Origin of the sequence: Micromonospora sp. WMMD1120, assembly GCF_029626235.1 — a bacterium.
GTDB lineage: Bacteria > Actinomycetota > Actinomycetes > Mycobacteriales > Micromonosporaceae > Micromonospora.
This window is the reverse complement of the sequence record NZ_JARUBO010000005.1, coordinates 2,908,895-2,923,959: the sequence shown is the minus strand read 5'-3', so window position 1 is coordinate 2,923,959 and position 15,065 is coordinate 2,908,895. Positions and strand designations below refer to the sequence as shown.

Here is a 15,065-nt window from a genome sequence, read left to right as displayed (position 1 = left end):
GACTGAGGAGAAGACCGTGGACCTCGCCTGGTACGTCCTGCTCGGCCTGTTCAGCGCCGCTTACCTGGTGCTCGCCGGCTTCGACTACGGCGTCGGACTGCTGCTCGCCCGCGGCGTCGACCCGACCGAACGCCGGGCGGCGCTCACCGCGCTCGGCCCGTTCTTCCTCGGCAACGAGGTCTGGCTGGTCGCCGCGGTGGGCATCCTCTTCGGCGCGTTCCCGGTGCTGGAGGGCGAGCTGCTCGCCGGCTGCTACCCGGCCGTCGCCGGCGCCCTGGTCGGCGTCATCCTGGTCACCGTCGGGGTGCAGCTACGCAGCCGGCCCACAGGTCAGCGGTCCCGGGCCCGCTGGGACCGCGTCGTGCTGATCGGCAGCGCCCTCGCCGCGCTGGGTTGGGGCGTGCTGCTCGCCGCGCTGCTGCAGGGCGTGCCCCGCCAGGCCGACGGGCACGTCGCCGGGGTGTCGCACCTGGTCACCCCGTTCGCGGCCAGCGTCGCGCTGGCCATGGTCGCCCTGTTCGCGCTGCACGGAGCGACATTCCTCACCCTGCGACTGCCGGCCGCGTCCGCCGACACGCTCGGCCGTACCGCCCGCCGGCTGGTGCCGGTGGCGCTCACCGCCGTCGCGTCGGCCACCGTCGTGGGTCTGCTTTCCACCCGGGTACGCGACGCCGTCCAGCGACCGGCTGTGGCCGTACTCCTGCCGGTGCTGCTCGCGGTGGCGCTGCTGGCGGCCCGCGCGGCGCTGGCGCGGCGGCGGCCGGGGTGGGCGGTGCTCGCCACCGGCGCGGCCCTGGCGCTGCCGGTGGCGCTCGTCGGCGCGACCCTCTGGCCCTACGTGCTGGTGTCCACCAGCGACCCGAACGCCTCGTTGACGGTGGCCGACGCCGCCGCCAGCACCCCGACTCTGCGGCTGCTCGGCTGGGTGGCGCTGCCGCTCCTTCCGGCCCTACTAGGCTTCCAGGCGATGTGCTGGTGGGTGTTTCGAGGACGGACCGACGGTAGGGCACCGGTGTACTGGTGAGACGCCGTCCGTTCGACAGTCGTCTGCTGCGCCGGGTCCCCGCGGCCCGGCGCGACCTCGCCCTGCTCGCGCTGCTGGGGGTGGTGGCCGCCGGGCTGATCGTGGCGCAGGCGACCACGCTCGCGTCGCTGCTGGCGACCGCCGTCGACGGTCGGCTGGACCGGCCGGCGCTGGCCGGCTTCGTGGTGACTGTCGCCGCCCGTTCGGCGCTGGTCTGGGCGCAGGGCACGGTCTCCGCGCGGGTCGCCGCCACGGTGAAGGCCACCCTCCGGGGCGACCTGCTCGCCGCCGTGGGCCGGCACGGGCCGGGTTGGGTGGCGGGGCAGCGGGCCGGTGAGATCGCCACCCTGAGCGGGCGCGGGTTGGACGCGTTGGACGCCTACTTCACCGGCTACCTGCCGCAGTTGGTGCTCAGCGTGACGGTGCCGCTCGCGGTGCTGGCCCGGGTCGTCGTCGCGGACTGGAGCTCGGCGGTGATCATCGCGCTGACCCTGCCGTTGATCCCGATCTTCGGCGCGCTGCTCGGCTGGCAGGCCCAGGCCGCCACCGAACGGCAGTGGCGGCGGCTCGCGCTGCTCGGCGGGCACTTCCTGGACATGGTCGCCGGGCTGCCCACGCTCCGCGCGTTCGGGCGCGCCCGGGCGCAGACCGCAGTGGTACGCCGGATGGCCGACGGCCACCGGGTCGCCACCATGAAGACGCTGCGGATCGCGTTCCTCTCCGCACTGGTGCTGGAGCTGGTCGCCACCCTCTCGGTGGCGCTGGTCGCGGTGCCGGTCGGCATCCGGTTGCTCGGCGGTGGGTTGGCCCTGCAGACCGCGCTGCTGGTGCTGCTGCTCACCCCGGAGGCCTACCTACCGCTGCGTGCCGCCGGCAGCCGCTTCCACGCCAGCATGGAGGGGTTGGCCGCGCTGGACGAGGCGCTGACCACCTCCGCGACGCCCGCCGCGCCCCGGGCCGCCGAGGGCGCGCCCACCCCGGACGCCCGGCGCGAGATCCGGTTCGAGGGGGTGACGGTGGCGTACGAGCGCACCACGGCGCTGCGCGACGTGACCCTCACCATCCGGCCCGGCGAACGAATCGCCGTCATCGGGCCCAGCGGCGCCGGCAAGAGCACGCTGCTCGGCCTGCTGCTCGGCTTCGTGACCCCGACCAGCGGCCGGATCACCGTCGACGGAATCGACCTCGCCACCGCCGACCTGGACGCCTGGCGTCGGCAGCTCGCCTGGGTGCCGCAGCGGGCGCACCTCTTCGCCGCGTCGCTGGCCGACAACATCCGCCTCGGCGCGCCGGGCACCCCCAACGAGGCGGTCGCCGCCGCGGTGCGGGACGCCGCCCTGGACGAGGTGGTGGCCGGCCTCCCGGACGGTCTGCACACGGTGCTCGGCGAACGCGGGCACGGCCTCTCCAGCGGGCAGCGGCAGCGGGTGGCGCTGGCCCGCGCGTTCCTGCGCGCCGCCCCGGTGGTGCTGCTCGACGAGCCCACCGCCCGACTGGACACCGCCGCCGAGTCGGTGGTGCTCGACGCCACCCGCCGCCTGGTCGCCGGTCGGACCTCGCTGCTGGTCGCGCACCGACCGGCGCTGCTCGCCGACGCCGACCGGATCCTGCGGGTGGAGGACGGCCGGGTGACCGAGTTGACGCCCGAACCGAGCGGGGGGACGACCCGATGAGCACACCCCCGGGGTCGGCTCCGCCGGATTCGGCACCGACCGGCCGGGTCGACGCCGAACGGGCCGTGCTGCGGCTCGCCCGCCCGTACCTGGGGCGGCTGGTCGGCGCCGGCCTGCTCGCCGCCGCCACCGAGTTCGCCGGGCTCGCCCTGATGGCGACCGCCACCTGGCTGCTGATGAGCGCCGCCGGTCAGCCGCCGCTGGACCGGCTCACCGTGGCGATCGTCGCGGTCCGGGCGTTGGCGATCAGCCGGGGGGTCTTCCGGTACACCGAACGGCTCGCCGGGCACGACGCGGTACTCCGCATGATCACCGACGTGCGGGCCCGGGTCTTCGCCACCCTGGCGGCACGTCGGGACGCGGCACACCGCTCGGGTGATGTGCTGAGCCGGCTGGTCTCCGACGTGGAGGCCGTCCAGGACCTGCTGCTCCGGGTGCTGGTCCCGGGCGCGGCGGCGGCGGTGGTCGGCGTACTGGCGGTCGGCGTGGCGGCGCTGATCTCGTTACCGGCCGCCGGCGCGCTCGCCGTCGGGTTGCTCGTCGCCGGGCTGGCCCTGCCGACGCTGGCCACCGCTGTCACCCGGCGCAGCGCCGCCGAGGTGGCCCCGCTGCGCGGCGCGTTGGCGACCGACGCGATCGACCTGACCCACGGCGCCGCCGACCTGGCCGCGTTCGGGGCGACAGCAGACACGCTGCGCGCTGCCGAGCAGCGTGCCCACCGGTTGGCCCGGCTGGAACGCCGGCTCGCCGCCACCGGGTTCGCTGTGGACGCCGCCGGGGTGCTGACCGCCGGACTGACCGCCGCGGTGGTGGTGCTGGCCGCGCTGGCGGCCGACGTGCCGGGGGTGCTGGTGGGGGTCCTGGCCGTCGGCACGCTGGCCGCCGTCGAGGTGACGCTGGCGCTGGTCGCGGCGGCCCGGCAGTGGACCCAACTGCGCCCGGGTCTGGTCCGGGTGGCCGCCCTGCTCGACGCGGGCACGCCCACCCCCGAGCCCGCCGAGGAGAAACCGGACCTGGTCGGCCCGCACGAGCTGCGCCTCGTCGACGTGACGGTGCGGTACCGCACCGGCGCGGCGCCCGCCCTGGACGCGGTGAGCCTGGACCTGTCTCCGGGGCGCAGGATCGCCGTCGTCGGCCCGAGCGGCGCCGGTAAGAGCACTGTCGCGGCAGTGCTGACCGGCGCCGTCCGGCCCGCGTCCGGCCGGGTGACGCTGGACGGGCGGGACCTCTCGACGTACGCCGAGGAGGCGCTGCCCCGGGCGGTCGGCGGGTTGCTCGCCGAGGCGTACGTCTTCCACGCCACGGTCCGGGAGAACCTGCTGCTCGGCCGGGCCGGGGCGGGCGAGGAGGAGCTGACCTCGGCCACCGCCGCCGCCGGCCTGCTGGAGTGGGTACGCGCCCAGCCGGCCGGCTGGGACACGCTCGTCGGCGAGGAGGGCGGGCAGCTCTCCGGCGGTCAGCGGCAACGGCTGGCGCTCGCCCGGGCGCTGCTCGCCGCGCCGGCGGTGCTGGTGCTCGACGAGCCCACCGAAGGGCTCGACCCGACCGCCGCGGACGCGGTGCTCGCGTCCGCCCTCGCCGCCACCCCGGCCGAGCACTCGGTGCTGCTGATCACCCACCGGCTGAGCGGGCTCGCCGAGCTGGACGAGATCGTCGTCCTCGACGGCGGCAGGGTGGTCCAGCGCGGTCGACACGCCGAGCTGGTCGCCGCCCCGGGCTGGTACCGGGACCAGTGGCTGCTCCAGGCGGCGGCCGAACGGGGTTACCTGGCACTCGCCCCCTGACCGGGCCTGGGGGACGGACCAGGGTTCTCCCGGACGCCGACGCCCCGGCCGCCGTGGCACTGTGGTGCCATGGCGTGCGCAGAGGACGTGGTGGTCGACGAGCACCTGCGGGAGCTTGGTGCCCGGTTGCAGGGGCCGGCGCGACTCAAGTCCGAGCTGCTGACCGAGGCCCGGCACGGGCTGCTGGACGCCGTCGAGGCGTACCGGGAGGACGGCGTGCCGCCCGGCGAGGCGCAGCGCCGGGCGGTGGTCGAGTTCGGCTCACCGGCGCAGCTCCTCCCCTCCTGGCAGGCCGAGCTGGCGGTGGGCGCCCTGCGCGGGCTCTCGCTGCGGATGCTGGCGATCGCCGGGGTGGGGGTGGTCGCCGGGGACCTGACCTGGCGCGGGTCGAGTTGGAGCGGTGGGCCGCGTCCCCCGGCCGGCTACCTGCTGCTGGCCGACTCGGTCGACTGGATCTGGATGGGTGCGCTGCTGCTCTCGGTCGCCGGCCTGCTGGTGGTCGCGGCGAGTGCCCGTTCGCCACGCCCGGGTCTGGCGGTGGCACAGCGCGCCGTGGGCATCGGCCTGACCGGTGTGGTGGTCCTCGGCATGGTGGCTGGCTGCGCCCTCTTCACCTGGTCGCTCACCCTGTGGGACGCGGCGCTGCGCTGGCCCCCGATGCTCGTCGGTCTGGCGGTGGCGGGGGGCGCCTACTTCTCGCTGACCCGTGCGGCGCGCAACTGGCTGCTGGCCGCCGCGCGCCAGCCCGCCGCGCGCTGACCCGCGGCACGCCCTGACCTGCCGTGCGCTGTTCCGCCGCGCTGACCCGCCGCGCGCTGATCCACTCGTGTTTCTGCATATCGGGGTGTCCCGCGCTTCGGAAGGCGCGACTTCCTGAAACGTGAGTCGACCAAGCCCCGGTCGACTCGGTCAGGCCGGGGTGACGGGCGGGCTGCCGGGATCGAGGAACCGGCCTACGGTGGCCTGGAACTCGTGCCAGCCGGCGCGTTCCCCGGCCAGCGCCCGCCGACCCGAGTCGGTCAGCTGGTAGGTCCGCCGTTCCCGGCCGTTGACGGTGCTCCAGGTGCTCGCCACGTGCCCGGCGCGCTCCAGCCGGCGCAGCGCCGGATAGATGGTGCCGGTGGGCAGATCGAGGCTGCCGCCACTGCGGGCACGCAGCGCCTCGATGATGGCGTAGCCGTGCAGCGCGCCCTGTTCGAGGACGGCGAGCAGCAGGGCGTCGAGGTGACCGTGCAACGCCTGGGCCTTCATGTGTAGCTACGCTACTTGTCGAGCCGCCGGTTCGCCACCGTGCCGACCAGCAGGTGGAACCCGTACCTCGACCGGCCGACGGGGTGCGGGCATCGGTTACCCAGGGCTGCCGACTAGGGTATGTGCCCAGAGTCACTCGCCGGTCGGAGACCCGGCGGGTGGGCAACCCGAAGCACACGGAGGTCAGCGTGGCCCGCCAGTCGCCCCAACGGCCCGACGCCGACGAGCCTGAGCTCGACGACACCACCGGCGCGGCCGAGCCAGATGAGGCCGAGGAGGCCGAGCACCGGTCGGCGCCGGTCGACCGTTCGCTCTGGGAAGAGCTGCGCATCGACCCGGTGGAGATCGCGCTGCCCGCCGGCACCGGCTTCACACTGCGGGCGTACCGGCCGGCCAGCTCGCTGACCCCCACCGACGTGACCGAGCGCGACCAGGACGACCCGTTCCTCGCCCGCCGACAGGCCATCGAGGAGGACGAGGACGACGAGACCGTCGTCATCCTCGACGAGGAGCTGGCCGAGGAGTTCGCCGCGGAGGACGACGCGTCGACGCGTCGACGCGGGGACGACGCCGCCGGCACCGACGAGGCGGACGAGACCGAGGCGGACGAGGCGGACGACGAGGAGGTGCCGGTCTTCCTCAGCCACCGGGGCAAGCTGCTGCTGTTCAAGACCCCCGAATCGCTTGTCACCTTTATCCGGTCCGGTGCGCCCAACGATCTGTCCCAACTGGACAGCTGGAATGAATTGTCCGAACGGGTGGAGCCGGCCGACATCGCCCCGCTCGACGAGGACACCTACGAACTCGACCTCGTCGTGGAGAACCTACGCGGTGGCCACGACACCTGGGATTCGACCCTGTTGATCGAGGCCGGCGAGGTCGCGCGTGACCTCTCGTACGCATTGCGGCTGCCTGCGGTACTCGACATGCTCTCGGCCGGCTCCAGTCTCGACGACCTGGACGAGGCGCTGCGCGCCACCGCCAACGGTGGAATCGGCGCCTTCATGGGTCGGCGGCGGCTGAAGAAGATCGGCGCGCAGACCGCGAGTTTGGGTTGGCGCACCATTGTCGGCAAGATCTCTGCGGTGGTGGACTGGCGCGACTGACCCGTACCGGGGAGCATCAGTTGCTGGCAGAGGAAAGACCTGTCCCGGGAGGAGGACGACGCCGTGGCGCTCGTGCGCGTTTACTGCGGTCTGGCCTCGGCGGATCCGGCTGACCGACCGGCCTCCGCCGGCTCGACGCTGACGTCCGCTGTGGTCGACGACGCAGGCCGTCTGCTGCATGTCCGCGAGATCAGCGACGACGCCGCTGGCTACGCCCAGCTCGTCGCGCTTCTCGTGGAGCGGTCGGGCGGGCCGAGCGGTGCGGCCATCGCCGCCGACAGCGACGACCACACGGTCACCTCGCTGTTGAGCGCGGCCGGGCGGCCCCTGGCGATCGCCGACGACGACTCGGTGGACGACTTCGCCGAGCGGTTCGCCGACGACGACTCCCTGGAAGAGATGCAGTCACCTCCGGCCGAACGGCGGGCGGTCGGCCTGGCCCGCGCGCTGCAGGCGGGGGCCCTGTCCGCTGTCACCCTGCCGGCTCCTCGGGACCTGGCCGGCTACAAGCAGGTCCTGGCCGCGCACGCCGCGCTGGCCAGCGGTCGGCACTCCGCCGCCGTGGCGCTGCGCGAGGTCCTGCGTGAGCTGTACCCGGCGGCGCTGCGCGCCTACCCGGACCCGGCCGAGCCGGTCTCGCTCGCGGTGCTGGACGCCCTGCCCGAGCCGGGCATGCTCGGCGGCACCGTCGCCAGGGGCCGCGAGGTGTCGGTCGCCGCCGACGCGATCGCCGCGCACCTCGCCGCCGACGGGGTCGCCGACGCCGAGGAGATCAACGAGGCGGTCACCGCCCTGCGGGTCGCCATCTCCGAGACGCCCCGACGCGCCACGGTCAACCGGGCGCTCACGTCGGCGGTGGCCGAGACGGTCCGCCAGGCGGTCGCCTCCGTGCGCGCCTGTGACGCCGGGCTGGAGGCACTGGTCAGCGCGCTCAGCTCACGGGTCAGCGCGCCCACCCCGGCACCCGGCCGCCGTGCCGCCGCCCGCCGTGGCGAGACCGTCGGCGAGCTGACCGGGCTGGCCGGCACCAGCGCCGGCCTGCGGCCGGTCCGGCCCACCCCGGCCCCGGCCGACCCGGCGCCCGCCGTCGGACGGCGCAGCCGTCCCGAGCCGGCCCCCGGCAGCGCGCCGCCGGCGTCGCCCCGGCCGCTCGGGCCGCCACCGGTCGCACCCGCTCCGGTCACGCCGCCGCCGGTGGCGCCCGCACCGGTGACCCCGGCGGCGATGGCCGGTCCGCCGGCCTCCTCGCTGCCCGGGCGCGTCGACCCGACGCCCAGCCGGGTCGACGGACCGACCAACCGGCCGGTCTCCTCGCCTCCCCCTCCGCCGCCCGGGATCACCCCTATCACGCCCGCCCAGCGGGGCCTGGTGCCCCCGGCCGAGGCCGGTGAGCCGTTCCGGCCGACACTGACCACCGCCGCCATCAACAGCGCGCGGGCGGAGCGGCAGCGTACCGTCATCCCGCCCCGCCCCAAGACCAACGGCGAGCCCCGGCCGAGCCACCAGCAACGCCCCCCGGCGGACCCGCCGACCGGTGGTTTCAGCGCCACCGACCTCAGCATCCCGGTGCCGGCCCCCCGGCCGGACCAGGAGTCCGCACCACCCGGGTCCCGGGCCAACTGGCCGCTCGTCAACAACCCGGAGGACCCGGCGGACAGCTCGCCGAACAACCCGGTGGCCTACCCCTACGGCGGCAGCCGTGGCGTGGACGCCCCGACCGACCCGGGCCGGGCCGACGGTCGGGTCACCCCGCCCTGGTTGGCCGACGACCTGCCCCAGGAACCACCCATGCTGCGTCTGGTGGAGCCGCCACCACTGGCCGACCGCGCACTGCGCGACGGGCTCACTCCGCCCGCGGAACCGCAGCTGGAGACCCCGCCGCTGCGCCTCGTCGATCGGGAGCAGGCCGCCCGGGGCGGCCGGTCCGCCGCCCGCGCCGAGCGCGCCGCGGAGCACCGACCCCCCGCGCCGCCGCTGGAGCGCCGGCCATCGCCTCCGGTCGAGCACCGGCCGCCGCCGGTCGCCGACGAGGGCGACGGTGACCTGTTGATTTTCGCGCAGGCGAAGTCCGCGTGGTTCGTCGGGCACGGCGAGGAGTCCGATCTGGACTGGTCGACCACTGCCGACACCGGCTGGCAGGCCGCGGAACAGGCGGCCCGCCCGGCGGTGGGCGCGGAGACCAACGCCGGGCTGCCCAAGCGCGTGCCACAGGCCAACCTGGTCCCCGGCTCGCCGCTGCGCGAGGAGCGTCCCTTGCGGATAGTGCGTGATGCGGCGAGCCTCGCGGAGAACACCACCGGATACTTCCGTGGCTGGCGTCGGGGCCAGGAGATCGGCGGCTTCGCGGTGGGTGGTCGGCCGGGCCGGGAGGCGGCCGGAGGCTGGGACTTCAGCCGTGACCACGGGGACCGTGACGACGATCGGGAGTACGAGTACCGCTCGGCCGGTTACCAGTCCTGACCCACGCCAATCAGAAGCGCCCCTCGGTCGGCAAGACCGGGGGGCGCTTCCGTGTACCCGCCCAAGATGCACGGTAGACAGTGGACGCGGCGACGCCGCCCTCGTCAGACGCCCGCCGGCCCGGGGCCCGGGGTGCGGAGGGCCCCGACGGTTGCGGGATCACGAGGGCGGCGTAGGGCGGCCGGGTCGCGCTGCGCAGGTTGCGGCACCCGGTGGCGGCCCAGGGCCACCACCGGGCGTACGGCGACCCGTCAGGCCGGGGCGACGGCGCGCGTGCGGCGCATGGTCAGCACGTACTCGACCAACGAGATCAGCACGTGCTTCGTCGACTCCCGGTTACGGGCGTCGCAGGCCACCACCGGCACGTCGCTCGAGATCGCCAAGGCGTCCCGGACGTCCTGCGGGTCGTGGTACTGCATCCCGTCGAAGCAGTTGATCGCCACCAGGTACGGCAGGCGTCGGTGCTCGAAGAAGTCGATCGCCGCGAAGCAGTCGGCCAGCCGGCGGGTGTCCACCAGCACGACCGCGCCGATCGCACCCCGAACCAGTTCGTCCCACATGAACCAGAATCGGGTCTGACCCGGCGTACCGAACAGGTACAGGATCAGATCACGGTCGATCGAGATCCGGCCGAAGTCCATCGCCACCGTGGTCGTCGTCTTGCCCGGCACCTGCCGGGTGTCGTCGACGCCCACGCCAGCGGAGGTCATGATGGCCTCGGTGGTCAGCGGCGTGATCTCCGAGACCGAGCCGACCAGCGTCGTCTTACCGACGCCGAATCCACCAGCGATAACGATCTTCGCCGACGTCACGCGGCCGCTCGGGTTCGGCGGGCGGTGCGACATGTCAGAGCCTGCGAAGTCCACTCAGCACCCTCTCCAGCAGTTCAGTGCCCACCGCGTCGTCGGAGTCGTCCAGGATGGTCGGCTCGTGGACCGCGACCAGGCCGTCCGTCGCCATATCGGCGATGAGCACCCGGGCCACACCGAGCGGGAGCTGCATCCGCGCCGCGATCTCTGCGAGCGATTGCACGCGTCCGTCACACAGCGCGGCGATGTACTGGTGTTCGCGGCCTTGACCGCCGTTGCCATTGGCAGCGGCCCGGCCGCGCACCGTCGTCTCGACGAGCGCCTCCAGCGCGATGTCGAGTCGGGGACGGGTGCGACCACGGGTCACGGCGTATGGACGGACCAACGCTCCGGTTGGTTCGTCACGATCGGCCATGTCGCCGCTCACCTCCTTCGCACCCGTTACCGGCTCCCACCGGTGGAACCCGTCGTTGTCGTCGTTGCAGTCGTGCCGACCTCACGATCGGCGGAGTATCAACCAAGCATGCCCGCAGCCGCGCGCGGCTGCGGGGTGAGCGCGTCACCCACCCGGTCGACCAACAGCGCCATCTCGTAGCCCACCTGGCCTACGTCGGAGCTGCGGGCGGCCAGCACGGCGAAGGACGAGCCGTCCGAGATGGACATCAGGAACAGGAACCCATTGTCCATCTCCACGACAGTCTGCAACACCGCGCCTCCCTCGAAGCAGCGTGCTGCCCCCTGGGTCAGGCTGACCAGGCCCGACGCGATGGCGGCGAGCTGGTCTGCCCGGTCGCGCGGCAGATCCCGTGACGACGCGAGGAGTAGACCGTCCGCCGAGACAGCGACCGCATGCGCGACGCCGGGCACCCGGTCGGCGAAGTTGGCCAGAAGCCAACCAAGATCCTGCGTAGTTGTCATCCTTCTTGCTCCTTCTGCCCGCTCCCGGCCACCGGGCCTGAGCCAGACTGCGAGGATTGCCCACCCGGAGTCGCCTCCGGGTTGGTCGGGTTTTCCGAGGTGCTACGCCCTCGCTGCACGCCCCGGTGGTAAGCGGAGAGCAGGCCACGGACCGCCTCCGGGGAGCGCCGCTGGACCGAGGTGGTCGGCTTCTCCACCGCACCAGGCACCAGCTGCGCCATCGGCTTGCGCTTCGGCAGACCGGTGGTGGTCGTCTCGGCCACCGGCACCGCGCTGGCCGCCGCCGAGGCGGCACGCCAGCCGTCGTCGGCAGCGGTGTGCCAACCGTTGTTCTGCGGTTGGGGCCGGCGGTTCGGCAGGCTCTCAGCGAGGCTGGGGCGCGCGCCCTCGTCCGTTGTGGAGCCGTTGTCCCGCGGCGCTCCTCCGGCCGTCGGAGTGTCTGCCATCGGTGCGTTACCTGTCGTTGCGGGTGTTGTCTTGTGGACTGCCCGACCAGCGGCCTCGACGGTGGCGAACTGCTGGGTCGCGTTGTCGCCGTTCGTCGCCGGCTTGGCGCCGGTCTCCTCCGGGCCCGGGCGGCGGGTACGGAACCAGGCCGACTCGAGCTCGCGGAAGATGGGCAGTTCCATCGTCTCGTCCGCGTACCGCTGCTGGTTCTGCGCCTGCGGCTGCTGCGGCGCCGGCCGGCTCGGCGCGGCCGGAGCGGGCGCCGGCCGCGGAGTGGCGGACGGTGCCGCCGGCTGCGCCGCTGGCAACTGCTCGCCGGGCCGCGGCACGCGCGGCAGCTCGGTCGTCATGTCCAGAGCGGCGGCGAGCCGCTCCGGCACCGGCGGGGTGGCCGCCTCCCGGTCGCCCCCCGGAACCGGGGGCCAGGCCGGCGGCGCGGGAGCGCTGGGCGGCTGCGCGGGCGGCGCGGACCGGGGCGCGAAACCGCTGAACGACTGGCCCGAGACGGGCGGCGCCGAGTACGGCTGCGCGGACGTCGGCGACGCCGACACCGGAGACGCGGACACCGGCGGGCCGGCGTACGGCTGCCCGGAGGCCGGGGCGGCGGAGACCGGCGCCCCGCCGTACGGCGCACCGGAGTAGGGCTGCGCGGAGTACGGCTGGCTGGAGGTGGGCGCGGCCGAGACCGGCGCGCCGGAGTACGGCTGCGCGGAGACCGGCGGCGCCGAGTACGGGTGCGTCTCGGGGCTGCTCGGCAGTTGCCGGGGAATGGGCGGCTGCTGGCCGGGGGTCGGCGAGTCGTCCCCGGCCCGACGCTGCGGCAGCGGGTCGATCGGCTGACCGTTGGCCGGCCGCGGGGTGAACCCGTCGCCACCGTTGACGCCGTTCGCCCCGGCCGCGCCGGTCAGGTCGGACCACGCCGGCATCGACCGGTACCCACCGGCGTTGGCCGGGGTGCCGGCGCCGTTGCGCGCGGCGGGCTCGAACGGCCGACCGCCGAGGGTGACCTGGTTGCCGGACTCACTCGGGCGAGGACCGTTGCCGAGGGCCGGCAGCGCACCGAAGACCGGCGCGGGCCCACCCTGCTGCGGGCCACCCGGCTGCGGCGCACCGGCCGCGGGCAGCGCCGGCGGCGGCTGCTGCACCCGACCGGAGAGCGCCCGGGGCACCAGCACCGAGGTGGGCAGGGTCACGTCCGCGACGGTGCCACGGTCGTTGCCCGGACGAAGCTCGACCCGGACGCCGTGCCGGGACGCCAGCCGGGCGACCACGACCAGACCCATCATCCGGGAGACGGCGACATCCACCTGCGGCGGCGTCGCGAGACGCTCGTTGAGGTCGTGCAGTTGCTCGGCGCTGATGCCGATGCCACGGTCCTCGACGTACAGCGAGGCGCGGTCACCGACCCGACGGGCCTCGACCATGACCTGCGAGTCCGGCGGCGAGAACGCGGTGGCGTTGTCGAACAGCTCGGCGACGAGGTGCACGAGATCGTTGACCGCGTGCGCGGCGACCTCGATGTCGCGGTCGATGACGCCGAACTCGATCCGGGTGTAGTGCTCGACCTCGGACTGCGCGGCGCGCAGCACGTCGATGAGGGCGGCCGGCTCGCGCTGCACACGGGTGGAGTCGGCACCGGCGAGCACCAGCAGGTTCTCGTCGTTGCGGCGCATCCGGGTGGCCAGGTGGTCGAGCTGGAACAGCTCGGCCAGCCGGTCCGGGTCCTCCTCGCCGCGCTCCAGCCGGTCGAGGTGCCCGATGAGACGGTCGACGAGGATCTGCGAACGGCGGGCCAGGTTGACGAACATGGTCGCGACGGAGGCGCGCAGCGCCGCCTGCTCGGCGGCCGTGCGGACGGCTTCCAGGTGGACGGCGTTGAACGCCTCGGTCACCTGGCCGAACTCGTCCTTGCTGCGCACCGGCAGCGGCTCGGCGATCTGGTTGGCCAGTTGCACCGGCGAGAGCTGACCGACGACCTGCGGGTCACGCAGTCGGGCCACCGCCTGGGGCAGGCCGTACTGGGCGACGGAGAGCGCGCCCTGCCGCAGCTCACGCAGCGAGCGGGCCATCGAGCGGGCCACCAGGTACGCGAAGAGGATGGCCAGCAGCAGCATGCTCAGCAGCAGGCCGGTCTCCAGGAAGACCTGACGTTGCACGTCCGACCGGAGCCCGTCGGCCTGGGTGACCACCTCGCTGTCGAGTTTCCGCTCGACGGTGCGGATCAGCTTGGCGTTCGCCGTCATGGCGGCTTCCCACTGGTCCGGGCCGAACGGCGCGTCGCGCATCTCGCCGGTGGTGTTGCCGTCGATCCAGCCGGTGTAGTTCTGTGCCTGCCGGCGGTCGCCGCCCGCGACCGTCTGGTCGTGGAACTTCGCGTCGTCAGGGGTGGCGACGGCCTTGAAGCTCTGCAGAGCCTGCTGCTGGCCGGTGTCGCTGGCGACGTAGTCCCGGCGCAGCGCCGGGGTCAGCTTCTTGCCGCCCTTGACGCCCAGCGCGCGGTGCACCACGACGCGGCGCAGGGAGAGGAACTCCTTCTCCCGGGCCACCGCCGCGGCGGCGCGCATCCGGTCGCTCAGCTGGTTGTCACCGGCGAGCTGCGTGGACGAGTCACGGATGGCCAGCAGGTCGCTGATCAGGCCGTCGTACGCCTGCACGGTCTCGGTGAGCGCGAGCTTGCCGTTGAACACCTGGCTGCGGATGCCGGACAGGTCCCGCAGGTTCTGGTCGATGCCGTCGAGCAGCCCTTCCAGGCTGCCCGGCAGGTCCTCGATCTCGGCGCGCTGCTGCCGGTAGGGGCTCGTCGCCTGGTCCACCCGGGAGTTCACCCGGTTGTAGGCCTCCTGGTACTGCGCCGTCGGCTGCGTCCCGTCCGCACCGAGCAGCAGAACGGCGGCGGTCCGCTCGTCCTGCAGGGTGTCGACCAGATCACCCGAGTAGCTCGACAGGTTGGCCAGATCGCCGGCCCGGTTGGCATTGTTGAGCGTCTCCACGTGGTCGACCAGACCACTGGTGCCCACCACGACCGTGGCGATGGTCGGCACGATCATGATGAGACCGAGCTTGGACCAGATCGGCATGTCCTGTAGCCGGCTGGCCGGCCGGCGCAGCCGCGACAGGAGGGAGCCCGCCGTCTTCGGCCGTTTGCTCACGTCACCGTCCTCGCGATTACAGCTTCAACGCGTTGCCCCGGGCAACGCCCAGCGACCGACCCGGCGGGTCGGACCCCCGAGATTCCATCACGCCGGTCGACAAGAAGAAAGCCCAGGTTGTCCCGGACCGAAGGTGTGATGAGATGTTGATGCGATTTGATAGCAGTCCGTCTGGTCGGAGTAACTGAAGGTAATGGAACATCCGCATCGCGTTGTCCTGCTCGCGGGCCCTTCTGGGTCCGGAAAGTCGTACATAGCGGAACGAACCGGCCTGCCGGTGCTCTGCTTGGACGACTTCTACAAAGACGGCGATGACCCTACGTTGCCGAGACGAAACGGCCAGGTGGATTGGGAATCGCCGCAGTCCTGGGACGCCGACGCAGCGGTGGAAATCATTGCCCGACTAGCTCGCGAAGGCCGAGCCGATGTGCCGGTTTATGCGAT

11 protein-coding genes are annotated in these 15,065 nt (G+C 73.8%); 6 read left to right on the top strand and 5 right to left on the bottom strand.

Translation table 11 applies throughout. From position 1 onward, the window contains the following. The first annotated feature begins 16 nt into the window (after window positions 1–16). From O7634_RS13845 to O7634_RS13830, 4 genes are all read left to right on the top strand, one after another. Entirely contained in the window at window positions 17–1,024 is a 1,008-nt protein-coding gene (locus O7634_RS13845; protein WP_278150528.1) for a cytochrome d ubiquinol oxidase subunit II, read from the top strand. Next, window positions 1,021–2,697, top strand: a complete 1,677-nt coding sequence (gene cydD, locus O7634_RS13840) for a thiol reductant ABC exporter subunit CydD (RefSeq protein WP_278150527.1) — start codon at window positions 1,021–1,023, stop codon at window positions 2,695–2,697. The genes O7634_RS13845 and cydD overlap by 4 nt, the downstream gene beginning before the upstream one ends. Continuing rightward, window positions 2,694–4,481, top strand: a complete 1,788-nt coding sequence (gene cydC, locus O7634_RS13835; protein ID WP_278150526.1) for a thiol reductant ABC exporter subunit CydC — start codon at window positions 2,694–2,696, stop codon at window positions 4,479–4,481. The genes cydD and cydC overlap by 4 nt, the downstream gene beginning before the upstream one ends. Window positions 4,482–4,550: 69 nt before the next feature. Then, the gene (locus O7634_RS13830; RefSeq protein WP_278150525.1) at window positions 4,551–5,240 is read left to right on the top strand and encodes a permease prefix domain 1-containing protein; all 690 of its coding nucleotides are present in this window, start codon (window positions 4,551–4,553) and stop codon (window positions 5,238–5,240) included. A 150-nt stretch (window positions 5,241–5,390) separates the two neighbouring features. On the opposite strand, the gene O7634_RS13825 is transcribed toward O7634_RS13830, so the two are convergent. Further along, window positions 5,391–5,732, bottom strand: coding sequence for a helix-turn-helix transcriptional regulator (locus O7634_RS13825; RefSeq protein WP_278150524.1), 342 nt, complete (start codon window positions 5,730–5,732; stop codon window positions 5,391–5,393). A 158-nt stretch (window positions 5,733–5,890) separates the two neighbouring features. Here O7634_RS13825 and O7634_RS13820 point away from each other — a divergent pair, with 158 nt between their 5' ends. Both O7634_RS13820 and O7634_RS13815 read left to right on the top strand, forming a co-directional pair. Next, a complete protein-coding gene (locus O7634_RS13820; protein WP_278153966.1) occupies window positions 5,891–6,838 on the top strand; it encodes a DNA primase in 948 nt (315 codons plus the stop codon). Window positions 6,839–6,877: 39 nt separating this feature from the next. Next, complete coding sequence (locus O7634_RS13815) at window positions 6,878–9,298, top strand: transposase (protein ID WP_278153965.1); 2,421 nt, start codon at window positions 6,878–6,880, stop codon at window positions 9,296–9,298. A gap of 251 nt (window positions 9,299–9,549) precedes the next feature. Here O7634_RS13815 and O7634_RS13810 read toward each other — a convergent pair whose 3' ends face one another. The 4 genes from O7634_RS13810 to O7634_RS13795 form a co-directional block, all read right to left on the bottom strand. Further along, window positions 9,550–10,143: an ATP/GTP-binding protein gene (locus O7634_RS13810; protein ID WP_007455465.1), complete on the bottom strand. Its 594-nt coding sequence runs from the start codon at window positions 10,141–10,143 to the stop codon at window positions 9,550–9,552. Between the two features lies 1 nt (window position 10,144). Then, on the bottom strand, window positions 10,145–10,522 hold the full coding sequence (locus O7634_RS13805) for a DUF742 domain-containing protein (protein WP_030329021.1): 378 nt from the start codon (window positions 10,520–10,522) through the stop codon (window positions 10,145–10,147). Window positions 10,523–10,620: 98 nt separating this feature from the next. Further along, window positions 10,621–11,025 carry a roadblock/LC7 domain-containing protein gene (locus tag O7634_RS13800; protein ID WP_007455462.1) on the bottom strand — a complete coding sequence of 135 codons (405 nt, stop codon included), beginning with the start codon at window positions 11,023–11,025 and terminating at the stop codon, window positions 10,621–10,623. Next, the gene (locus O7634_RS13795) at window positions 11,022–14,621 is read right to left on the bottom strand and encodes a nitrate- and nitrite sensing domain-containing protein (protein ID WP_278150523.1); all 3,600 of its coding nucleotides are present in this window, start codon (window positions 14,619–14,621) and stop codon (window positions 11,022–11,024) included. Before O7634_RS13795 ends, O7634_RS13800 begins: the two co-directional genes overlap by 4 nt. Window positions 14,622–15,065: the final 444 nt, after the last annotated feature.